General features: G+C 70.3%; 24 protein-coding genes and 3 tRNA genes. 13 read left to right on the top strand and 14 right to left on the bottom strand.

Features of this window, described 5'->3' with window-relative positions; translation table 11 throughout:
- Positions 1-1404 (bottom strand): dihydrolipoyl dehydrogenase family protein, encoded by a 1404-nt coding sequence (locus ACFFCA_RS09285; protein ID WP_375484018.1) that lies wholly within the window; start codon positions 1402-1404, stop codon positions 1-3.
- A 37-nt stretch (positions 1405-1441) separates the two neighbouring features.
- Between ACFFCA_RS09285 and ACFFCA_RS09280 the strand changes: the two genes are divergently transcribed.
- Both ACFFCA_RS09280 and ACFFCA_RS09275 read left to right on the top strand, forming a co-directional pair.
- The gene (locus ACFFCA_RS09280; protein ID WP_375484016.1) at positions 1442-1846 is read left to right on the top strand and encodes a globin; all 405 of its coding nucleotides are present in this window, start codon (positions 1442-1444) and stop codon (positions 1844-1846) included.
- Positions 1843-3420 (top strand): glycoside hydrolase family 13 protein, encoded by a 1578-nt coding sequence (locus ACFFCA_RS09275; RefSeq protein ID WP_375484014.1) that lies wholly within the window; start codon positions 1843-1845, stop codon positions 3418-3420. Before ACFFCA_RS09280 ends, ACFFCA_RS09275 begins: the two co-directional genes overlap by 4 nt.
- A gap of 111 nt (positions 3421-3531) precedes the next feature.
- Here ACFFCA_RS09275 and ACFFCA_RS09270 read toward each other — a convergent pair whose 3' ends face one another.
- From ACFFCA_RS09270 to ssb, 4 genes are all read right to left on the bottom strand, one after another.
- Positions 3532-4179, bottom strand: a complete 648-nt coding sequence (locus ACFFCA_RS09270) for a hypothetical protein (protein ID WP_375484012.1) — start codon at positions 4177-4179, stop codon at positions 3532-3534.
- Complete coding sequence (locus tag ACFFCA_RS09265; RefSeq protein WP_375484011.1) at positions 4176-4592, bottom strand: acyl-CoA thioesterase; 417 nt, start codon at positions 4590-4592, stop codon at positions 4176-4178. The genes ACFFCA_RS09270 and ACFFCA_RS09265 overlap by 4 nt, the downstream gene beginning before the upstream one ends.
- Positions 4593-4656: 64 nt before the next feature.
- Positions 4657-6339 carry an energy-dependent translational throttle protein EttA gene (gene ettA / locus ACFFCA_RS09260; RefSeq protein ID WP_375484009.1) on the bottom strand — a complete coding sequence of 561 codons (1683 nt, stop codon included), beginning with the start codon at positions 6337-6339 and terminating at the stop codon, positions 4657-4659.
- A 245-nt stretch (positions 6340-6584) separates the two neighbouring features.
- Entirely contained in the window at positions 6585-7136 is a 552-nt protein-coding gene (gene ssb / locus ACFFCA_RS09255; RefSeq protein ID WP_375484007.1) for a single-stranded DNA-binding protein, read from the bottom strand.
- A gap of 213 nt (positions 7137-7349) precedes the next feature.
- On the opposite strand from ssb, the gene ACFFCA_RS09250 reads away from it, so the two are divergent.
- Positions 7350-7422 (top strand) — tRNA-Arg (locus tag ACFFCA_RS09250).
- A gap of 132 nt (positions 7423-7554) precedes the next feature.
- A complete protein-coding gene (locus tag ACFFCA_RS09245; protein ID WP_375484005.1) occupies positions 7555-8085 on the top strand; it encodes a hypothetical protein in 531 nt (176 codons plus the stop codon).
- Here ACFFCA_RS09245 and ACFFCA_RS09240 read toward each other — a convergent pair.
- Genes ACFFCA_RS09240 through ACFFCA_RS09230 form a run of 3 tightly spaced genes read right to left on the bottom strand, consistent with a single transcriptional unit; the run spans position 7997 to position 9809 of the window.
- Positions 7997-8404, bottom strand: coding sequence for an SCP2 sterol-binding domain-containing protein (locus ACFFCA_RS09240; RefSeq protein WP_375484003.1), 408 nt, complete (start codon positions 8402-8404; stop codon positions 7997-7999). The genes ACFFCA_RS09245 and ACFFCA_RS09240 overlap by 89 nt on opposite strands.
- Positions 8404-9654 carry a cytochrome P450 gene (locus tag ACFFCA_RS09235; protein ID WP_375484001.1) on the bottom strand — a complete coding sequence of 417 codons (1251 nt, stop codon included), beginning with the start codon at positions 9652-9654 and terminating at the stop codon, positions 8404-8406. The genes ACFFCA_RS09240 and ACFFCA_RS09235 overlap by 1 nt, the downstream gene beginning before the upstream one ends.
- A complete protein-coding gene (locus ACFFCA_RS09230; RefSeq protein ID WP_375484000.1) occupies positions 9651-9809 on the bottom strand; it encodes a ferredoxin in 159 nt (52 codons plus the stop codon). Before ACFFCA_RS09230 ends, ACFFCA_RS09235 begins: the two co-directional genes overlap by 4 nt.
- A gap of 230 nt (positions 9810-10039) precedes the next feature.
- Between ACFFCA_RS09230 and ACFFCA_RS09225 the strand changes: the two genes are divergently transcribed.
- Complete coding sequence (locus tag ACFFCA_RS09225; protein WP_375483998.1) at positions 10040-11434, top strand: aldehyde dehydrogenase family protein; 1395 nt, start codon at positions 10040-10042, stop codon at positions 11432-11434.
- Positions 11434-11988: a TetR/AcrR family transcriptional regulator gene (locus ACFFCA_RS09220; RefSeq protein WP_375483996.1), complete on the top strand. Its 555-nt coding sequence runs from the start codon at positions 11434-11436 to the stop codon at positions 11986-11988. The genes ACFFCA_RS09225 and ACFFCA_RS09220 overlap by 1 nt, the downstream gene beginning before the upstream one ends.
- A 3-nt stretch (positions 11989-11991) precedes the next feature.
- On the opposite strand, the gene ACFFCA_RS09215 is transcribed toward ACFFCA_RS09220, so the two are convergent.
- From ACFFCA_RS09215 to ACFFCA_RS09205, 3 genes are read right to left on the bottom strand one after another with little or no spacing between them, the layout of a single operon-like run.
- Positions 11992-12225, bottom strand: a complete 234-nt coding sequence (locus tag ACFFCA_RS09215) for a hypothetical protein (RefSeq protein WP_375483994.1) — start codon at positions 12223-12225, stop codon at positions 11992-11994.
- Positions 12226-12241: 16 nt separating this feature from the next.
- Positions 12242-13387, bottom strand: a complete 1146-nt coding sequence (locus ACFFCA_RS09210) for a fatty acid desaturase family protein (RefSeq protein WP_375483992.1) — start codon at positions 13385-13387, stop codon at positions 12242-12244.
- A 45-nt stretch (positions 13388-13432) separates the two neighbouring features.
- Entirely contained in the window at positions 13433-14557 is a 1125-nt protein-coding gene (locus tag ACFFCA_RS09205) for a ferredoxin reductase (protein WP_375483990.1), read from the bottom strand.
- Positions 14558-14668: 111 nt separating this feature from the next.
- Here ACFFCA_RS09205 and ACFFCA_RS09200 point away from each other — a divergent pair, with 111 nt between their 5' ends.
- Positions 14669-15298, top strand: coding sequence for a TetR family transcriptional regulator (locus ACFFCA_RS09200; protein WP_375483988.1), 630 nt, complete (start codon positions 14669-14671; stop codon positions 15296-15298).
- Positions 15299-15316: 18 nt separating this feature from the next.
- On the opposite strand, the gene ACFFCA_RS09195 is transcribed toward ACFFCA_RS09200, so the two are convergent.
- The gene (locus ACFFCA_RS09195) at positions 15317-15628 is read right to left on the bottom strand and encodes a 4a-hydroxytetrahydrobiopterin dehydratase (protein WP_375483986.1); all 312 of its coding nucleotides are present in this window, start codon (positions 15626-15628) and stop codon (positions 15317-15319) included.
- 60 nt (positions 15629-15688) lie between these two features.
- Between ACFFCA_RS09195 and orn the strand changes: the two genes are divergently transcribed.
- The 4 genes from orn (at position 15689) to ACFFCA_RS09175 (ending at position 17973) form a co-directional block, all read left to right on the top strand.
- The gene (orn, locus tag ACFFCA_RS09190) at positions 15689-16279 is read left to right on the top strand and encodes an oligoribonuclease (protein WP_375483984.1); all 591 of its coding nucleotides are present in this window, start codon (positions 15689-15691) and stop codon (positions 16277-16279) included.
- An 85-nt stretch (positions 16280-16364) separates the two neighbouring features.
- Positions 16365-16440, top strand: a tRNA-His gene (locus ACFFCA_RS09185).
- Between the two features lie 197 nt (positions 16441-16637).
- Entirely contained in the window at positions 16638-17858 is a 1221-nt protein-coding gene (locus ACFFCA_RS09180) for a YbhN family protein (protein ID WP_375483982.1), read from the top strand.
- Positions 17859-17900: 42 nt separating this feature from the next.
- Positions 17901-17973: transfer RNA gene (locus ACFFCA_RS09175), tRNA-Lys, on the top strand.
- A 33-nt stretch (positions 17974-18006) separates the two neighbouring features.
- Here ACFFCA_RS09175 and rdgB read toward each other — a convergent pair.
- Both rdgB and rph read right to left on the bottom strand, forming a co-directional pair.
- On the bottom strand, positions 18007-18597 hold the full coding sequence (gene rdgB / locus ACFFCA_RS09170) for an RdgB/HAM1 family non-canonical purine NTP pyrophosphatase (RefSeq protein WP_375483980.1): 591 nt from the start codon (positions 18595-18597) through the stop codon (positions 18007-18009).
- A gap of 10 nt (positions 18598-18607) precedes the next feature.
- Positions 18608-19330 carry a ribonuclease PH gene (gene rph, locus ACFFCA_RS09165; protein WP_375483978.1) on the bottom strand — a complete coding sequence of 241 codons (723 nt, stop codon included), beginning with the start codon at positions 19328-19330 and terminating at the stop codon, positions 18608-18610.
- Positions 19331-19433: 103 nt separating this feature from the next.
- Between rph and ACFFCA_RS09160 the strand changes: the two genes are divergently transcribed.
- Positions 19434-20399 (top strand): ATP-binding cassette domain-containing protein, encoded by a 966-nt coding sequence (locus ACFFCA_RS09160; RefSeq protein WP_375483976.1) that lies wholly within the window; start codon positions 19434-19436, stop codon positions 20397-20399.
- 2 nt (positions 20400-20401) lie between these two features.
- Positions 20402-21235: an ABC transporter permease gene (locus ACFFCA_RS09155; RefSeq protein ID WP_375483974.1), complete on the top strand. Its 834-nt coding sequence runs from the start codon at positions 20402-20404 to the stop codon at positions 21233-21235.
- Positions 21236-21285 lie beyond the last annotated feature (50 nt).

The raw sequence follows: 21285 nt of genomic DNA, 5'->3' as shown, positions 1-21285 counted from the left end.
TCAGGCGAGCGCCTGCAGCGCCTCCAGCACGCCGCGGTGCAACGTCGGGAAGACGTAGTGCATGGTCAGCAGCCTCGCGACGGGGACCTCGCCGTGGATGGCCACGGTCAGCATGCCGATCAGCTCGCCGCCATAGGGGCTGCACGTCGTAGCACCGACCAGGACGCCGCGGTCGGCGTCCCCGACGACCTTGATGAACCCGTCGTTGCCGGGCCCGTGGATCCAGCCCCGCGAGTTGGACGCGATCTGCTGCACCCCGACCCGCACTCTGAGCCCGGCGTCACGGGCCTGCTTCTCGGTCATGCCCACCCGGCCGACCTCGGGGTCGGTGAAGGTGGCCCAGGCGAGCGCGTCGTACCCGCCGTAGGGCTCGTCCTGGCCGAGCAGGTGCGCGATCAGCACCCGCGCCTGCCACACCGAGACGTGCGTGAACGGTCCCCTGCCGGTGACGTCGCCGACGGCGAAGAGCCCGTCGACAGGTGCGCCGTCCGCGTCGAGCACCTGCATGTGCTCGTCGACGTCGAGCTGGTGCGCCGACGGGTCCAGCCCGATCGAGTCGAGCCCGACGCGGTCGAGGTTCGGGGTGCGGCCGGCGGCCACGAGCAGCTTCTCGCCGGTCACCGTGCTGCCGTCGGCAAGCGTGACGATCACGCCGTCGCCGCCGGCCGCGACCCGGTCGATCCCCTGCCCGCTGCGCACGGTGATGCCTTCGCGCTCGAACACCGCCTGCAGCACGTCGCCGGCCTCGGGTTCCTCGCGGGACAGCAACCGCTCGCCGTGCTCCACCATCGTCACGGTGGTGCCGAAGCGGGCCATGCCCTGGGCCAGCTCGCAGCTGATGACGCCGCCGCCGAGCACGACCATCGACCGCGGTGCGGCCTTGGCCTGCAGGATCTCGCGGTTGGTCCACACCGGCCCGTCGACGCTGTTCTCCAGCCCGTCCAGGCCGGCGATGTCCGGGATGCTCGGGCGGGTGCCCACGGCGATCGTCACCGACGTCGCGGTGTGGGTCTCCCCGGCGGCTTCGACGAGCAGGCGGCCCTGCTCGTCGCGACCCACCAACCGCCCGGTGCTGCGCCGGAAGGCCGCGCCCGTGCCCTCGAAGCGTTCGACGGCGACCTGGTCGTTCCAGTCGTCGGTGGCCTCGTTGCTGATGCGCGCGGCGACGACGCCGAAGTCGGGCTCGTCCGAGGCGTGCCCGGCCAGCTGGTCGACGCGTCTCGACTCGCCCAGGACGTCGGCCCCGCGCAGGATCATCTTGGACGGGATGCACCCGAAGTAGGGGCACTCGCCGCCGACCAGCCGCTCGTCGAGACCAAGTACCGACCGGCCGGCCGACGCCAGCTTCTCGCCCAGTTCCTCACCGCCGGGTCCGAGCCCGATGACGATCAGATCGAAGTCCATGCGGGGACCGTACCCAGCCGTCGGCCACAATGTGAGGGTGGACCAGGCAGCGGGCAGGCAAGAGCGGGCGGACACCTTCTACGCCGCGGTCGGCGGCGAGGACACCTTCCGGCGGCTCGTCGACGCCTTCTACGCCGGGGTCGCCCAGGACGAGGTGCTGCGCCCGCTCTACCCGGAGGACGACCTGGACCCGGCCGCGGAGCGCCTGCGCCTGTTCCTGATGCAGTACTGGGGCGGCCCGACCACCTACTCCCAGGAGCGCGGGCACCCGCGGCTGCGGATGCGGCACGCGCCGTTCCCGGTGGGCGTGGCGGCCCGCGACGCGTGGCTCGGCCGCATGCGCGCGGCGATGGACACCCTGGACCTCGCGCCCGAGTACGACGCCACCCTGTGGAGCTACTTCACGTCGGCCGCGGACTCCCTGCGTAACCTTCCCGGGTGAGCACAGAACCCCGGCCCGAGGCCGCGCCGTGGTGGGCAACCGCCGTCTTCTACCAGATCTACCCGCGCAGCTTCGCCGACGGCAACGGCGACGGCACGGGAGACCTGATCGGCGTCCGTGACCGCCTCGACCACCTCGTCGACCTCGGCGTCGACGCCCTGTGGATCTCGCCGTTCTACCGCTCGCCCATGGCCGACGGCGGCTACGACGTCGCCGACCCCTGCGACGTCGACCCGATCTTCGGCACGCTCGCCGACTTCGACGCGTTGCTGGAGGCCGCGCATGCGCGGGGCGTCCGGATCACCATCGACATGGTGCCGAACCACTTCTCCGACGAGCACCCGTGGTTCCGGGCCGTCCTGGCCGGGGACACCGCGCTGCGCGACCGCTTCGTCATCCGTCCCGGCACGGGACCCGACGGCGCCGAACCCCCGAACAACTGGCCCTCGCAGTTCGGCGGCCCGGCGTGGACGCGGTTGCCGGACGGCGAGTGGTATCTGCACCTGTTCGCACCCGAGCAACCCGACCTGAACTGGGACAACCCCGCGGTGCCCGCCGAGTTCGAGCGGATCATGCGGTTCTGGCTCGACAAGGGCGTCGACGGTTTCCGCATCGACGTGGCCCACTCGATGGCCAAGCCGGCCGGGCTGCCCGACCTCGCAGCCGAGACGCTGCAGCACGCGCTGGCCGGCGGCAACATGCCCGGCAGCGACGACATCCGGTGGGACCGCGACGGCGTCCACGAGATCCACCGGTTGTTCCGCCGAGTGCTCGACGACTACGACGGCGAGCGGATGGCCGTGGGCGAGGCGTGGGTGGCCGACCCGCAACGACTCGCGCTCTACGTGCGCCCCGACGAGCTCAACCTCACCTTCAACTTCGAACTGGTCGTCGCCGGATGGGGTGCATCGACGTTCCGCACGGCCATCGACTCCTCGCTGGCCGCGCTGAGCGAGGTCGGGGCACCCTGCACCTGGGTGCTGTCCAACCACGACGTCGACCGGGTGGCCACCCGCTACGGCGGCGGCGATCTCGGGGTCGCGCGGGCCCGGGCGGCCGCGCTGGTGCAGCTGTCGCTGCCCGGCGCCGTCTACCTCTACAACGGCGACGAGCTCGGGCTGCAGAACGTCGACCTGCCCGACGACGCGCTGCAGGACCCGACCTGGGAGCGCAGCGGGCACACCGAACGGGGCCGCGACGGCGAACGGGTGCCGCTGCCGTGGAGCGGCGACGAGCCGCCGTACGGGTTCACCACCGGTACGCCGTGGCTGCCCATGCCGGACGACTGGGCCGCCGTGACGGTGGCGGCCGAGGGCGCCCACGCCACCTCGACCCTGCACCTGTTCCAGGCCGCGACCGCGTGCCGCCGCTCGACGATGGCCGGGCTGCCCGTCGGCGCGGTCGACTGGCTCGACGCGCCCGCGGACTGCCTGTCCTACCGCCGCGGCGACGTCACGGTGCTGCTGAACGCCGGCACCGACCCGGTGCCCGTGCCGGACGGCGAGGTGCTGGTCGCGTCCGGGCCGGTCGTCGACGGCATGCTGCCGCCCGACACGGCCGTCTGGATCCGCTGACCGCCGACCGTTTCACTCCCGTCAGGTGAGCAACTGCGGCTCGTGGTCGCAGAGCCGCCGGGATGCGCAGTTGATCACCTGACCGGGCGGTGGCCGGGCGGGCGGGGCCGGTCAGCGCAGGGTGAGGCCGCCGGGACGCTCGAGGTAGACGGTGCCGTACTCGGCGACGACGCGTGTCCAGCGCCCGTGCACGTCGATGTGGGCCCGCCCGCCCCGAGGCAGGAAACCCATGCGGGTGAGCGCGGACAGGGCGCGCAGCGTGACCTCGGCCCGCGTGCCGTCGTCGTCCTCGACGGTGAGCACGGTCGAGTCGAGCAGCGCGTCGGCCACCTCGGCGCGCGGCTGCGCCCCGGGCACCCCCTCGCGTTGCGCCGCCTCCTTCAGGGTGAGCGCGCCGCTGCGGACGAGCGGTCGCACGACGTCGTCGGGGACGGCTTCGACCCGTGCCCACCCGTCGACGGGCGGTAACCCGCTGCGCCATTCGACGTCGCGGGTCGCGGGCAGCTCGTCGGTCTCGCCGTCGAGCCAGGCGAGCAGCTCCCCCGCGCGCACCGTCAAGTCGGCCGTGCCCTCGCGCGCCGCCGCCTCGACGGTCCGGGCGACGAGCACCCCGAAGGGCAGGCGCACCAGCGCGGCCGCGGCGTTGCGACCCAGCCGGAGACGAGCCAGGCTGCGCGGGTCGAGCCCCACGGCGCGCCGCAGCACCGGTGCGAGCTCGTGCAACGCCTCACGGTCGCCGTGCGAGAGCGGTCTGCTCACCCGGTGCCCGGCCCCGACGGCAGGTCGTCGGCGAACCCGCGGAGCACGTCGCGTTCCTCGTCGGTCAGGCGCCGAGGCCGGTCGGCGGCGAAGTCGACCGTGACGCACTGCGTCGAGGCCTGCGCCGCCACCACCCCGTGGTCGAGGACCTCGTAGTGCACGTCGAACGAGGCCCCGCGGATGCGGTCGACCCACACCTCGATGCGCAGCGGATCGGGGTGGTAGACGACCGGCCGCAGGTAGCGGATCTCGTGCCGGGAGATGACCGTGCCGCTCGAGAAGCTCTCGAAGCGGTGAAAGAACATCGCCACCCGGGCCTGCTCCAGGTAGGTCAGGTAGGCAGTGTTGTTGACGTGCCGGTAGGCGTCCATGTCCGACCACCGCATGTGCACGTCGTGCACGAACCTGCTCATGACACGAACCTGCTCATGACACGGACCTGCTCATGACCCTGATCTGCCCATGACCCGGTGCGGATCAGTCGCGGGTGAGCTTGCGGTGGGTGACCGCGTGCGGGCGGGCGGCGTCGGGCCCGAGGCGCTCGATCTTGTTCTTCTCGTAGCTCTCGAAGTTGCCCTCGAACCAGAACCACTGCGCCGGGTTGTCGGCCGAGCCCTCCCACGCCAGGATGTGCGTCGCGATGCGGTCGAGGAACCAACGGTCGTGCGAGGTGATCACCGCGCAGCCCGGGAACTCCAGCAGCGCGTTCTCCAGCGAGCCGAGCGTCTCGACGTCGAGGTCGTTGGTGGGCTCGTCGAGCATCAGCACGTTGCCGCCCTCCTTGAGGGTCAGGGCGAGGTTCAGGCGGTTGCGCTCACCGCCGGACAGCACCTTGGACGGCTTCTGCTGGTCCGGCCCCTTGAAGCCGAACGCGCCGACGTAGGCCCGCGACGGCATCTCGACGTTGCCGACCTTGATGTAGTCGAGGCCGTCGGACACGAGCTCCCAGACGTTCTTGGTCGGGTCCAACCCCTGCCGGTTCTGGTCGACGTAGCTGATCTTCACCGTCTCGCCGACGCGCAGCTCGCCCGCGTCGACCTGCTCCTGGCCGACGATCATCTTGAACAGCGTGGTCTTGCCGACGCCGTTGGGGCCGATGACGCCGACGATGCCGCCGCGCGGCAGCGTGAACGACACGTCCTTCATCAGCAGCTCGCCGTCGAAGCCCTTGTCCAGGTGGCTGGCCTCGACCACGACGTTGCCGAGCCGCGGGCCCGGCGGGATCTGGATCTCCTCGAAGTCCAGCTTGCGGGTCTTCTCGGCCTCGGCGGCCATCTCCTCGTAGCGGGCGAGGCGGGACTTGCTCTTGGTCTGGCGGCCCTTGGCGTTCTGGCGCACCCACTCCAGCTCGTCGCGCAGGCGCTTCTGCAGCTTCTGGTCCTTCTTGCCGGCGACCGCGAGCCGCTCGGACTTCTTCTCCAGGTAGGTGGAGTAGTTGCCCTCGTAGGGGTAGGCACGGCCGCGGTCGAGCTCGAGGATCCACTGCGCGACGTTGTCGAGGAAGTACCGGTCGTGGGTGACGGCGAGCACGGCGCCGGCGTACCCGGCCAGGTGCTGCTCGAGCCACTGCACGCTCTCGGCGTCGAGGTGGTTGGTCGGCTCGTCGAGCAGCAGCAGGTCCGGCGCCTCGAGCAGCAGCTTGCACAGCGCGACGCGGCGCCGCTCGCCGCCGGAGAGGTTGGTGACCGGCGAGTCGCCGGGCGGGCAGCGCAGCGCGTCCATGGCCTGCTCGATGCGGCTGTCGAGCTCCCAGCCCTCGGCGTGCTCGATCGTCTCCATGAGGTTGCCCTGCTCCGTGAGCAGGGAGTCGAAGTCGGCGTCGGGCTCACCCATCGCCGCGCTGACCTCCTCGAAGCGTGCGAGCGTGGCCCGCAGGTCGGCGACGGCGTCCTCGACGTTCTCGCGCACGGTCTTGGTCTCGTCCAGTGGCGGTTCCTGCTGCAGCAGGCCGACGGTCGCGCCGTCGGCCAGCCGCGACTCACCGTTCGAGGCCTGGTCCAGGCCGGCCATGATCTTCAGGACGCTGGACTTGCCGGCGCCGTTGGGGCCGACGACGCCGATCTTGGCGCCGGGCAGGAAGGCCAGGGTGACGTCGTCGAGGATGACCTTGTCGCCGTGGGCCTTGCGGACCTTCTGCATGGTGTAGATGAACTGCGCCACTGATTCTCCCGTGATTGCTGGGCCGACGGGCCCGGTGCGAGCCGCTCGGCGCCCGGGGTTCCCGTGTGCGCGCGGCTGTGATCCGGCATCGAGCCTAGTCAGCGTTCGCCGGGACGGCAGCAGGGCCGGGTCCGAAGGACCCCGCCCTGCCGCCTGCGCAACCCTGCCGCACACGAAACCCTGACCGGCTGCATCAGCGCCAGTTGACTCCAGGCCGGCGCCACCCGGTCGAGTAGCGGCGGCTGTCACACGCCGGCAAGCATGGGCTCCCGCTCGTCGGCCACGATCGAGCCGTGGTCGTCGTGGTCGAGGGCGTCTTCGTCGAGCAGCTCCCCGGTCTGCAGGTCGACGACCCGGTCCGGAGCGACGGGCAGGTAGTGCTCGCTGTCGTCGTGCGGCACTCCATTGGCGTCGGCCGCCACCGTGATCCCGTTGCCGCGCTGGATGCGCTCGAACGACGTCACGCCGCGGAACAGGTCGTGACCGAGCGCCACGGCCTCCAGCTCGTAGCTGGTACGAGCCTGCTCGTTGACCACGTAGTTGCGCGTCGAGCAGCGTCCGTACACGACGATCGGCTGGCCCTTGTGCAGGGAGGCGTGGACGTTCTCGCCTGCGGCGCGCCACGTGGTGACGTTCATGTAGAGGGTGTTGCCGTCGACGAACTTCTCCTGCTCGCGGTCGTAGCGCCGCGAGGTCGACGCGACCCGGAAGGTCGTGACCCGGTGGCCGTTCGTGGTGGTGCGCATCCGCGGCTCGTCGACCACGTTCCCGACGATCGTCATCATCGCTTCGTTCATCTCGTTCTCCTCAGTCCCTGTTCCGGTCTCTCCGGCGCCCCCTCGGGCGTGGGACCAGCGAAGCGGTTCGCCACGGCCGACGGGGAGCGTCCGCTCGATCTGTGGACGGACCTGAGAGCTGTGGACGGGCGATCCGGAAACTGTCGGCCCCTTGTGGGAGGCCGCCGATAGACTCCTCCCGCGCGGGACGGGCCGGCGGTCCGACGGCGCAGGGCCCCTGTAGCTCAGTGGATAGAGCACCCGCCTTCTAAGCGGATGGTCGCAGGTTCGATCCCTGCCAGGGGCGCCCGAGCCGTTGCCGCTCTGCGCGTCGCCGGCACGAGGAGCTACCGAACGCGGCCCGGCAGGGGCATCCTGTGCTGCGAGACAACTCCGCAGCAGGCTGTCGACGTTTCCAGGCCTCGTAGGGAGCAGTGCCGTGGCCGAGTTCAACAAGGACCTTTGGGTCGGCATCGTCACCGCCGCGCCCGTCCTGCTCGTCGTGTTCAGCGAGTCCTTGACGGAGCTGTTGAGTGCCAACGATCGGGTCGGGCCGGACGGTCGCACAGGGAAGTCCCTGTGGATCTCGATCTGGGTCTACGCCACACCGGTCGGCGGTGGCGTCTTGACCTTGTGGGCGGCAATCACGCTCCTCATCAGAAGTGACGCGCCCGCGAACGACATTGCCGGCGTGGCCGGGCTCGGCGCGCTCCTGGTGGGCAGTGTGTCAGGAGCGGTCGAGCTGCGCTGGCTCCAGCGGAAGATCGAGGAACGCGCCGCAGGACGCGTCACTCCTCCCGGACTGACCGGGTCAACCGGAGCCGATGAAGCCTTCCGACAGTTGATCTTGGGTGTGTTGGAGGCGCTGCGGGCAGAGAACGTCAGCCTTGCAGCAGATCCGCCCGCCCGTCAGCCTCCAGCAGCGCGCGATAGGCCGGGAACAACGTCTTCGTCGACGGCACGAGCTTGAGCAGTGCGCCGATGCGGCCCTCGACACCGACCTGTCGGCGCGCCATGGCCACCGGCAGGTTCACCTGGCCCAGCCAGAACCGGTTCGCCGTCTCCGAGGTCATCCGCATCGTGGCGTCCACGGGGTCGTCGGGCGAACCGAGGGCGACGTGCTTGTTGGGCAGATCGAGCAGCAGCGCCGCGTCGGGCTCGGTCGTGACGACCTTCAGGGTGACGCCGGTGGCCGCCAGCCGTGGGCCGAGGTCGTCGTCGGCGAGGGCTTGTTCGAAGATGCCGCCGACGTAGCGACGCAGGTCCTCGGGGCCGGTGAACGACGCCATCAGCCGTGCACCTCGCACGGCAGCGACTTGATCCCGTGGACGAAGTTACTGACGAGGTACTGCGGCTCGCCGAGACGCAGGTCCGGTGCGCGCTGCAGCAACTCGCCGACCACCGCCTGCAGCTGTGTCTTGGCCAGCATGTTGCCGAGACAGAAGTGCGGACCGCCGCCGCCGAAACCGACGTGCCGGTTCGGCGTGCGCGCGACGTCGAAGACGTGCGGGTCCGCGAACGCCTCCGAGTCGCGGTTGCCGGACGGGTAGAACATGACCACTTTCTCGCCGGCCGCGATGTCGGTGCCGCCGAGCGACGTGTCCGACACCGCGGTGCGCTTGAAGGTGAGGACGGGCGTGGCCCACCGGACGAACTCGTCGGTGGCGACGGCAAGCCGCGCGTCGGGGTCGGCCTTCAGGTACTCGCGCTGCTCGGGGAACCGCTGCAGGGCGAGCATCGTGTGCGAGATCGTGTTGCGGGTGGTGTCGTTGCCGGCCACGGACAGCAGCACGAAGAACGCGCTGATCTCCTCGTCGCTCAACTGCTCGCCGTCGACCGACGCCTGGACGAGGTTGGTCATCAGGTCGTCGCGCGGTTCGCTGCGGCGGCTCTCGGCCAGCTCCAGCCCGGCGACGATGAGGGTCTGGGTCGCGTCGTTGACGACCTCGAGCGGGTCGCGGTCGCCGCGCACGTCCTCGTCGTGCCACGAGACGAGCAGGTCGGCGGCCTCGGCGACCGGCTCACGCTGCTCGGCGGGCAGGCCCATCATCTCGTAGATGGTCCAGCGGGGCAGACGCGCGGACACCGCGTGCACGAAGTCGGTGGCGTCCTGCTGCAGCAGGTTGTCGACGATGCGCCGGGCCTGGTCCCGGACCTGCTCCTCGATTAGCCGCACCCGGCGCGGTGTGAACGCCGAGCTGACCAACTTGCGCAGCAGGGTGTGTCGCGGCGCGTCCATGGCCAGGAACGACTGGGTGGCCTCGAGGAACATCTCGGGGACGTTCTCCAGCTGCACGCCCTGTCCCGAGCAGAAGACGTCCGGGTGATGGCTGACGTGGGTGATGTCGGCGTGCCGGACGATCGCCCAGTAGCCGTCGTCGTCCTCGTCGGGCATCAGCCCGCCGTCGGACGGTCGCTGCCAGCTGACCGGCTCCTCCGCCCGCAACCGCGCGAACGAGCGCTCGCGCACGTCGGCGGGCTCGGACCAGAACGCCGTGGACGAGACGTCCACGGAGCAGTACGGCCGCGTGGCGCTCACCGTTGCAACGCCAGCGCCTGGGTCGGGCACGACTCGACGGCCTGCTCGAGGTCTGCGGCGAGCTCGTCACCGCCGCCGGCGACGGCGTCCTCGTGCAGAATCAGCTCCCCGTCGTCGTCCACCTCGAACACGTCGGGCCGGACGGACTCGCACATCCCCACGCCCTGGCACCTGCTGCGATCCACCGTCATCCGCATGGGTCACTCCCGTGTCGTCTCGCGTGGTCGGCGTCGGGAACGTAACATAACTGACCTTACGTTCGCGCGTCGACTAGTGTCGCGCTCACCGGGTCTACCGGCTCGAAGGGATCACCGATGACCGACCTCCGCTTCGCTCCGGTCGCCGAAGGCCACGCCGCCAGGTCACTCACTCACGGAGTTCGCTCATGACCACCTCGCCCGTCACCAGCTCCACTGCCCGCAGCGTCCCCGACACCGTCACACACCTGCGCACCACGTTCCGCAGCGGCCGGACCAGGCCCGTCGCGTGGCGCGTGCAGCAGCTCGAGGCCATCGAACGGATGCTCGCCGAGCGTGAGCAGGACTTCGTCGACGCGCTGGCCGCCGACCTCGGGCGACCGTCGGTCGACGCGTGGCTCGCCGACCTGGCGCCGGTCATGGGCGAGGCGAAGTACGCGCGCAAGAAGCTGCAGAAGTGGACACGCCCCACCCGCGTCGCCGTGCCGCTGAGCGTGCAGCCGGCCAAGGCCTGGTACCAGTACGAACCCCTCGGCGTCGTGCTGATCATCGGCCCGTGGAACTACCCGGTGCACCTGATCCTCGCCCCGCTGGTCGCGGCGATCGCCGCCGGAAACTGCGCCGTCCTCAAGCCGTCCGAGCACACCCCCACCGTCTCGGCCACGATCAACCGGCTCGTGCACGAGTACCTCGACCCCGAGGCGGTCGCGGTGGTCGAGGGCGCCGCCGACGTGACCCAGCTGCTGCTCGACCAGGCGGTCGACCACTGCTTCTTCACCGGCGGCCCGGAGATCGCCAAGCTGGTGATGGCGTCCGCCGCGAAGCACCTCACCCCGGTGACGCTCGAGCTCGGCGGCAAGAGCCCGACCATCGTCGCCGCGGATGCCAACGTGCGGGTGGCCGCCCGTCGCGTGGCGTGGGCCAAGATGCTCAACTCCGGGCAGACGTGCGTGGCGCCCGACTACGTGCTCGTCGACCGCACGGTCCGCGACGAGTTCGTGCGCGAGCTGCGCGCCGCGTCCACCACGTTCGCGGGCTCCGCCGACGCCACGCTGCCCATCGTGAGCCCCCGCCACGCGGCACGACTGCAGGGGCTCGTCGAGTCCGCGGGCACCCCGGCGGTACAGGGTGGGCGAATCGACGCCACCGGCAAGCGGGCCGAACTCACCGTGCTGCTCGACCCGGGCTCGGACTCCGACGTCATGCGCGAGGAGATCTTCGGCCCGGTGCTGCCGATCGTCACCGTCGACTCGCTCGACGACGCGATCGCGCACGTCCAGCAGGGCCCGAAGCCGCTCGCCGTCTACCTGTTCAGCGAGAGCCGCGAGAACGAGCAGCGCGTGCTCGCCGAGATCAGCAACGGCGGCACCGTCGTCAACCACCTGATGTACCACCTGCTGGTGCCCGGCCTGCCCTTCGGCGGGGTCGGCAACAGCGGCATGGGCGCCTACCACGGCGAGTGGGGTTTCCAGGCGCTGAGTCACCGCAAGGCCGTGCTGCGCAAGCCCACGCGGCCCGACCCGTCCGTCGCCTACCCGCCCTACACGCGGATCAAGAAGCTCGTGATGCGCGCGCTGTTCTGATGGCGCGCATCGTCGCCACCAAGGACGGCTACATCACCGCGGCGCTGGACATCCTGGCCCGTGACGGTCACGGCGCCCTGCGCATCGGGGTCCTGTGCCGCCGACTCGGCGTCACGACCGGCTCGTTCTACCACTACTTCGGCAGCTTCGACGGCTTCGTCGACGAGCTGCTCTCGTCGTGGGAGCAGGAGCTGACCCAGCGCATCTTCGAGCAGGCGATGACGGTGAGCGACCCCGAGCAACGGGTGCGCCTGCTGAAGGAACGAGCGCTGACGTTGCCGCACGAGGCGGAGGGCGCGATCCGTGCGTGGTCGCACGTCAACGCCGCGGTTGCCACGGTCCAGCGACGCGTCGACGACGAGCGACTGACTGCGTTACGCGTGGTCCTGACGCCGGTGGCCGGCGACACCGCACCGCTGCTGGCCTCGATGGCGCTGTCGATCCTGGTCGGGTACCAGCAACGGCGCACGCCCGTCGACCTCGACGAGCTCCGCGACGCCCTCGACCTGTTCGAGCAATTGGCACTGCACCGCGCGGCCTTGCCGCTGCGCTGACCGTCAGACGGTCGGGTCGTCCTCGGCGTCGAAGCCGCGCGCGTTCCCGGCCAGGTCGGCCTCGCGAGCGCGTGCTGCCGCGTCCCGCATCTCGACGACGTCCGACGCCCACTCCCCCACCTCGTGGGTGACCTCGCGCACCGCACCGCTGAGGATCGTGGCGATCCGGCCGACGTGCGAGGCTGCCGACTCGGTCACCACCTGAACGGTGTCCTTGGCGATCTCGAACCTGCTCATGGGCACTCCCTGATCGTCAGGCAGCGACTGTGTCGTCCGTGTCGTCCGCCACCGTCACGGTAGCGCTGCGCGAGTCGCCCGGTGCGTCGTCGTCGCCCCGCGTCGGCACGGCCAGCCGGAAGATCTTGCCCCACGTCGAGCCGACCTGCTTGGAGAAACGGCCGGTGGTGTACGGCAGCCCGAACCGGGCACACAACGCCTCGACCTCGCCGGCGATCTGCGGGTAGCGCCGCGCCGGCACGTCGGGGAACAGGTGGTGCTCGATCTGGTGGCTCAGGTTGCCGCTGAGGATGTGGAACAGCGGGCTGCCCGTGATGTTCGCCGAGCCCATCATCTGCCGCACGTACCACTCGCCGCGGCTCTCGTTCTCGGTCTCGTCCTCGCTGAACGTGGCCGTGCCGCTCGGGAAGTGCCCGCAGAAGATGATCGAGTACGCCCAGAGGTTGCGCACCAGGTTGGCGGTCATGTTGGCCGAGAGCGTGAACGGCGCCTGGGGCCCGGACAGCAGCGGGAAGAGCACGTAGTCCTTCAGAGTCTGCTTGCCGACCTTGCGCCAGATGCCCTTGAGCAGAGGCACGTTGTCCTTCATCGAACGCTTACCGGTGACGAGGTTCTCGGCCTCGAGGTCGTGCATCGCGACGCCGTACTGGAAGAACGTCATCAGCAGGAACGCCCACAGCGGATTGCCCAGATAGTAGGGGTTCCACTTCTGGCTCTCGTCCATCCGCAGGATGCCGTAGCCGATGTCGCGGTCCTTGTCGACGATGTTGGTGAACGTGTGGTGCATGTAGTTGTGCGAGTAGCGCCACTGGTCCGAGGGGCAGGCGGTGTCCCACTCGAACTTCTTGGAGTTCAGCGCCGGGTCACGCATCCAGTCGTACTGGCCGTGCATGACGTTGTGTCCGATCTCCATGTTGTCGAGGATCTTGGAGATCGACAGGGCAGCGGTGCCCATCAGCCAGAACGGCGGCAGCACGCTGAGCATCAGGGCGGCACGGCCGCCGACCTCGAAGGCCCGCTGCGCCTTGATCACGTTGTAGATGTAGTCGCGGTCGTCGGCGCCCAGGCTCTCGACCAGGCGGGCCTTGATGGCGTCCAGCTCGTGGCCGAGTTCCTCGACCTGCTCGTCGGACAGCGGGATGGTCTGGGACTTGGAAGTCATGGGGTCTCCTTGACGGATCAGAGGTGACGGAGCAGAGGTGACGGATCAGAGGTCGAGAGCGACGTCGCCGACGGCGCGGTGGATGCACAGCTGCACCTCGGTGTCGGGGTCGCTGCTGATCTCTCCGGTGCGGATGTTCTGGACGCACCCGCTGGTCTTGACCTGGGTGCACGAGAAGCAGATGCCCATGCGGCAGCCGTGCTCTGGCGACAGCCCGGCGTTCTCGGCCTGCTCCAGCAACGTGTCTCCCGTGTTGTCGCTCGTCACGGCACTGCGGGCGAACGTGGTCACGCCGCTGACGTCCGCGTCCGGCGCGGCGACCGGCGCGGGGGCGAACTCCTCGGTGGCCAGCCGGTCGGTGAGGCGGCGCCCGTCGAAGTGTGCGCGGACGGCCGCCATCAGCCCGGGCGGGCCGCACAAGTAGGTCTGCGCGTTCGCGTACCAGGGCGCTACGTCGCGCAGGTGCGACGCGTGGAACAGCCCGTGCAGGTCACCGCCGAGCTGCTGCTCGGTGTAGGCCAGCGCGAGCCGCACGTTGTCGTGTGCGTCGGCGAGCTGCCGCAGCTCGGGCAGGTAGGACACGTGCTCGGCGCTGAGCGCGTAGTGCAGGAAGACGATCCCGCCCCGGTATCCCTCGTCGCACAGCGTGCGCAGCATGGACATGACCGGCGTGATGCCACTGCCGCCGCTGACGAGCAGGAGGCGCTCGGGCCGCGGCAACGTCAGCCGGAACGTCCCGTCGGCCTGGCTCAGCCCGAGGACGAGGCCGGGTCGCGCCTGCTCGTGCAGGTACTGGGACACCAGCCCTTCGGGATGGGCCTTGACCGTGAGCTCCAGCAGCCCGTCGCGTCGGTGCTGGGAGTTCGCCGGCGAGTAGCAGCGCGTGCGACGGACGCCGTCGATGTCCACCGTGACGGAGACGAACTGGCCGGCGTCGAACCCGTCCCACTGGCGGGTCGGGCGCAGGGTCAGCCGGGTGTCCACCCCCGTGCCGTCGACGACCTGACGCCGGACGTCGACGACCTCGGCGCGCAGGTCGCGCACCGTCAGCATCGGGTTCACGAGCTCGAGGTAGCGGTCTATACCGTGGGGCGTGACGAGCGCTTCGACGAGCCCCAGGGGCGAGAAGCGTCGGGCACCGGCGGAACGGCGCGGGTTGAGCAAGGACATCGCGGGCTCCTTTCAGTGCACGCTTGTACACTGATGAGTGTGTCGAGGTGCGGCGGGCCGTGTCAACGTGAGAGCACGTGACGGCGGGCACGTGCAGGTAGCGTCAGGCCCATGACGGAGGGCAGATCCCGTGCGGAGCGCAAGGAGCGCACCCGCCAGCGGTTGCTCGACGTCACCCTGCGACTGATGTCCGAACGCAGCCTGTCGAGCATCAGCCTGCGCGAGGTCGCCCGCGACGCCGGCATCGTGCCCACCGCGTTCTACCGGCACTACGCGTCGATGGACGCGCTCGGTGTCGACCTGGTCGACGAGTGCATGCGCCCGCTGCGCCAGATGATGCGCGAGGCCCGACGCGGGCGCACCGCGCACAGCGACATCATCGCCGACACGGTGCAGTCACTGGCGCGACACGTGAAGTTGCATCCTGACCAGTTCCGCTTCCTGAGCCGCGAGCGCTACGGCGGGGTCGCCGCGGTGCGCCGTGCGATCGCCACCGAGTTACGGATGTTCACCAGCGACCTGACCGTCGACCTCGCCCGCCTGACCGCCGGCTTCGACTGGACGTCGGAGGACCTGGAGATGGCCGCCGACCTGATGGTGACGGCCATGCTGGGCACCGTGCTCGACCTGCTGGAGGTCGACGACCGGCACCCCGAGGACGTCGAGGGCCACCTCGACACCGCCGAACGCCAGCTGCGCCTGATCGTGCTCGGCATGGGGGCCTGGCGCAGCAAGCCCTGACGCACCGCGAACCGCGGGTCAGCCACCCGCCATCGGCAGGACGGCGGCGACCTCGTCCACGACCTCCGCGAGCTGCACGTCCTTGCCCGTCACGCCGCCGGCACTGTGGGTCGAGAGCACGACGTCGACCCACCGCCAGCGCAGGGCGAGGTCGGGGTGGTGGTCGAGCTCCTCGCAGCGCGGCGCCAGCACGGTGATGAACTGCACCGCGGTCGGGAAGTCGGCGAACTCGATCGACCTCGTCAGGGCCTTCGGCGTGCCGGACCATCCGGGGTGCAACCGGGTCAACGCGTCGTCCACCGCGCTCTGATCCAGAATCCGCTGCGCCACGACGCACCACCCTCCGTCGGTCCTCACAGCCACCGTAGCGGCGACGTATAGCCTCGAAGGGTGGCGGACCGTCTGGTATGGATCGATTGCGAGATGACCGGGCTCGATCTCGAGCACGATGCCCTCATCGAGGTGGCCGTGGTGGTGACCGGCGCCGACCTCCAGCCCCTGGACGACGGTCTCGACCTGATCATCCACGCCGACGACGACGTGCTCGACGGCATGATCCCGTTCGTGCACGACATGCACGCCAATTCCGGGCTGACCGATCAGGTGCGCGCTTCGACGATCTCCCTGGCCGAGGCGGAGAAGCTGGTGCTCGAGTACGTCCGCAAACACGTCCCGGACGCCCGTTCGGCTCCGCTGTGCGGCAACTCGATCGCCACCGACCGCGGCTTCCTCGCCCGCGACATGCCCGAGCTCGACGCCTACCTGCATTACCGCATGGTGGACGTCTCATCGCTGAAGGAACTCGCCAAGCGCTGGTACCCGCGGGTGTACCAGTCGCAGCCGAAGAAGGGCCTGGCCCACCGCGCGCTGGCGGACATCCTGGAAAGCATTCGGGAACTCGCCTACTACCGGGCCACCCTGTTCGTGGCCGAACCGGGCCCCACCCTGGACGAGGCCCGGGCCGCGGCCGACGCCCTCTGAGCACGGCCCGGCCCGTCCGATACCGGCTCGGCCCGCGGCCGGGGCCCGGGTATGCTGGCTCCGCTCGGCACTCGTTGCCGACACGGTGGGTGTAGCTCAGCTGGTAGAGCGCTGCGTTGTGGTCGCAGATGTCGCGGGTTCAAGTCCCGTCACTCACCCCAGTTTCACTGAACGTCCCCGGCTCCGGCCGGGGACGTTCGTGTCTCCGAGCGCTGCCGACATTTCTGGCCGAACTCCTGGGCAATTCTGAGCCGAAATGTCGGCTCAACCCGTGCAAAAGGTGTCGTCGGCGGGGAATACCTTGTCATCGAGAGACCTTGTTCCACCACGGAAGCAGGGGCGTCGGACGGAGACCGACATGGCGGCGGGCGCACAGACGGACGCAGTGGCGGCTACCCCCGCCACCGGCGTCGTCGATCCGCGCCTGATCGACCCCGTGGACGCGCTGATGGGGACGGCGGCGCTCGGTACGAGCGCGTTCGCGCGTGAGCGTTGGCCGCTGCGCCGGGTGCTGCGCTGGTCGCTTGCCATCGGTCTCGTCGTCCTGCTCGGCGTGGAGATCACCCTGGTCACGCCCTACCTCGAGAAGGCCGCCGACGCGCTGACCGAGCCGAACCCGTGGTGGCTGCTGCTTGCTCTCGGCGCGGAGGGCCTGTCGATGGGCGCGTTCGCCCGCGTCCAGCGGCGGATGCTCTCGGCGGCGGGGCAACGCGTCGGCATCCGCTCCATGATCAACCTGACCTACGCGGCGAACGCCCTGTCCGTCACCTTCCCCGGCGGTACCGCCATCTCGTCCGGCTACGTCTTCAAGCGGCTGCGGTCCTGGGGCGCGACGGTGCCGGCGGCCGGCTTCACCGTGGTCGCATCCGGCCTGCTCAGCCTGGTCGGCTTCGCGGTCCTCGCCACCTTCGTCGGCATCTCCGCCGGCGACGACCTCACCAGCTCGGTGCTCGTCGTGCTCGCGGCGCTCGCCGTCGTCGTCACCACGCTCGTCCTGCGTCGCCGCGATCCTGCCGCCATGGTGCAGCGGGCCGTGCCCATCAGTCTGCGGCGGGTCAACCGCGCGCTGCGCCGCCGGCCCGACGCCGGTCTGGCCGCCGTCACACGCTTCACCGAAGGCCTGTTCGCCATCCACCCGCGTCACCGTGACTGGCTGGTGGGTCTGGGCCTGGCCGTCCTCAACTGGGGCGCCGACCTCGTGTGCCTGTTCGCTTGCTGCGAGGCCGTGGGCGCCGACCGCGCCACCGTAGGGATCGTGATGGTCGCCTACGTCGCCGGGATGAGCGCATCCAGCATCTCCTTGCTGCCCGGCGGGGTCGGCATCGTCGACGCAGCCATGGTGCTGGCTCTCACCAGCGGCGGCGTCAGCACGGTCGCCGCCACCGCGGGCGTGGTGCTGTACCGCCTGATCAGCTTCCTGCTCGTCGTGGCGGTGGGCTGGGTCGCCTGGATCAGCACCTGGATGATCGAGCGCCGTCACGGGGTGGCCGCGGCTGCTGCGGGCGTCGCCGTCGAGCCCGTGGCGAGCACCCTGACGGTCGAGGACGCCGCCCTCTGCGGCAATCAGGCTGCGTGCTAATCTCGATTCTCGGCTCGCTTCGGCGGGCCGACGGCATGACCGGCGCCATTAGCTCAATTGGCAGAGCAGCTGGCTCTTAACCAGCGGGTTCGGGGTTCGAGTCCCTGATGGCGCACCCACACTTCTGATCCGGGGCTATTCGGGGCGATTACGTCTCGGCGAGCCGCTCCGCGAGCGCGCGCAACGCCTGGCCACGGTGACTGATGCGGTCCTTCTCGCCCGGGGCGAGCTCGGCACTGGTCCGGTCGAAGCCGTCCGGGACGAAGATCGGGTCGTAGCCGAAACCGTTGGCGCCGCGTGGCTCGCGAACCAGCCGGCCGGGCATGCGGCCGTCGGTGAGGATCTCGCCGTCCGCCGACACGTAGGCCACGCTGCACTGGAACGCCGCACCCAGACGATCGTCCGGTACGTCGCCGACCTGGTCGAGCACGAGCCGCAGGTTGGCGGTGTCGTCGCCGTGGGACCCGGCCCACCGGGCGGACAGCACGCCCGGCATGCCGTTCAACGCGTCGACGGCGAGGCCCGAGTCGTCGGCGACCGTGGGCAGCCCGGTCCGCCGGAAACCCTCCCTGGCCTTGATGAGGGCGTTGTCGCCGAAGGTCGCGCCCGACTCGGGTACCTCGGCGTACGGGGGAACGTCGTCGAGGCCGATCACCTCGAGCCCCGGGAGGCTGGGGGCGAGGATGCGCCGCAGCTCGCCCAACTTCTTGGCGTTGCGACTGGCCAGCAGCACCCGCACGACGGCCCGCTCAGCGCCCGAGCGCGTCGGACTGCAGCCGCGCCAGCTCCGCACACCCGGCCACGGCGAGGTCGAGCAAGGCGTCGAGCTCGTCGCGGCGGAACGGCACACCCTCGGCGGTGCCCTGTACCTCCACGAACTCGCCCTTGCCGGTGACCACGACGTTCATGTCGGTCTCGGCGCGCACGTCCTCCTCGTACATCAGGTCGAGGCGCGGCTCACCGTCGATGACGCCGACGGACACGGCCGAGACGGAGTTGATCAACGGCTCCGGCTGCGCCAGAGAACCCTTCGCCCGCAGCCACGACACCGCATCGGCCAGCGCCACGTAGGCACCGGTGATGGCCGCGGTGCGGGTGCCGCCGTCGGCCTGCAGCACGTCGCAGTCGATCGAGATCGAGTTCTCGCCCAGAGCGGACAGGTCGATGGCCGCGCGCAGCGAGCGGCCGATCAGCCGGGAGATCTCGTGGGTGCGCCCGCCGATCTTGCCCTTGACGGACTCGCGGTCGTTACGGGTGAGGGTCGCCCGCGGCAGCATCGCGTACTCGGCCGTCACCCAACCCAGCCCGCTGCCCTTGCGCCAGCGCGGCACACCCTGCTGCACCGACGCCGAACAGAGCACCTTGGTGTCACCGAACTCGACCAGCGCCGACCCCTCGGCGTACTTCTGCCAGTCACGGGTGATGGTGACGGGGCGGAGCTGATCGGCGGAACGGGCGTCGGGACGAGGCATACCCGTGAGCCTAACGACGGGGTCCGACGGCGCCGGCGGGGCCTGCCAGCCCGTACCAGCGGCGTGCATGCGCGGTGCCAGCGGCGCCGAGCATGGTGCTGTCATGACAAACGCCATCGAAGCCCAAGGCCTGACGAAGCGCTTCGGCAAGGGATCCACCGCCACCCAGGCCCTCGCCGGTATCGACCTGACCGCCCGCGAGGGCAGCGTGCTCGGTGTCCTCGGCCCCAACGGCGCGGGCAAGACCACGGCCGTCCGCATCCTGGCCACCCTGCTGCAGGCCGACTCCGGCTCGGCCCGCGTCGCCGGGTTCGACGTCGCCACCGACCCGGTGAAGGTCCGGCAGTCGGTGGGTCTGACCGGGCAGTTCGCCAGCGTCGACGACGACCTCACCGGCCTGCAGAACCTGCGCATGATCGGCCAGCTGCTCGACCTGCGTTCCGCCGAGGCCACCCGCCGCGCCCACGAACTGCTCGACTGGTTCGAGCTCGGCGACGCCGCCGACCGCGTCGCCAAGACCTACTCGGGCGGCATGCGGCGCCGCCTCGACCTGGCCGCGTCCCTCGTCGGACGCCCGGCGGTGATCTTCCTCGACGAGCCGACGACCGGCCTGGACCCCTCCAAGCGGGAGGCGATGTGGGACGTCGTCAGAAACCTCGTCACCGAGGGCTCGACGGTGCTGCTCACCACGCAGTACCTCGACGAGGCCGACGCCCTCGCCGACGAGATCTCGGTGATCGACCACGGACGGGTCATCGCGCACGACACCCCTCTGGGCCTGAAGCGGGTGGTCGGCGGCCAGCGGCTCACCGTCCGCCCCACGGACCCCGACACGTTGCCCGAGGTCGGCCGGCTGCTCGAGGCGGTCGTCGGCACACCGGCGGAGAGCGAGGGTCGCGACACGTTGTCCGTGCCCGTCACCGACGGCGACGCGCTCCCCGGTGTCGTCGCCGGGCTGCACGCGGCCGGCATCGCGGTCACCGAGCTGTCCCTGCACCTACCGACGCTGGACGAGGTCTTCTTCACCCTCACCGGCACGACCGACACCACCGAAAGCGAGGTCGCGTGACCATGACGACCACCCTGAGCGCTCCCCCGGCACCGTCCCTGCCCACGGCGGCCACATCGAGCTCGGCGCCACCGCGCTTCCGCGACCTGAGGCACTCCCTCGTGCTCGCGAAGCGCAACCTGATCAAGACCATGCGCACGCCGGAACAGCTCATCGATGTGACCCTGCAGCCGATCATCTTCCTGCTGCTGTTCACCTACGTCTTCGGTGGTGCGATCGCCGGCGGCTCGACCCACCACTACCTGCAGTTCCTGCTTCCCGGGTTGCTCGGCCAGCAGGTCGCGCTCGGCAGCATCTCGCTCGGGCAGAACCTCAACGCCGACATCGAGAAGGGCATCTTCGACCGGTTCCGCTCGCTGCCCATCGCCCGGTCGGCGCCCCTGGTCGGCGCGGTGCTCGCCGACCTGCTGCGTTACGTCCTGCTGTGCGCGATCTTCATCGGCTTCGGTTACGTGATCGGGTTCCGCATCACCACCGACCCGTTGGCCGCGCTCGCCGCGCTGGGCCTGGTACTGGCCTTTGCCCTCTGCTTCTGCTGGGTCTCGGTCTTCGTGGGCATGATCGTGCGGACGTCGGGCTCGGTGCAGGGCATCATGTTCCTGCTCGTCCTGCCGCTGTCCTTCGGCAGCAACACCTTCGTCGCCACGTCGACGATGCCCGGCTGGCTGCAGGCCTTCGTCAAGGTCAACCCGATCTCGCACCTGGTCGGCAGCGTCCGCGGTCTGCTGGTCGGTGGCCCGGTGGCGCACAACCTGGCCTGGACGGCCGGCTGGATGGTCGGGCTGGTGGTGGTGTTCGTGCCGCTGGCGCTGCGGGCCTACCGCCGGAAGGCGTAGGACGACTCAGCGCCGGAAGGCGTAGGACAACTCAGCGCCGGAAGGCGTAG

The sequence above is a fragment of the uncultured Jatrophihabitans sp. genome (assembly GCF_964252635.1).
Lineage (GTDB): Bacteria > Actinomycetota > Actinomycetes > Mycobacteriales > Jatrophihabitantaceae > Jatrophihabitans.
This window is presented reverse-complemented; position numbering and strand designations above follow the sequence as displayed.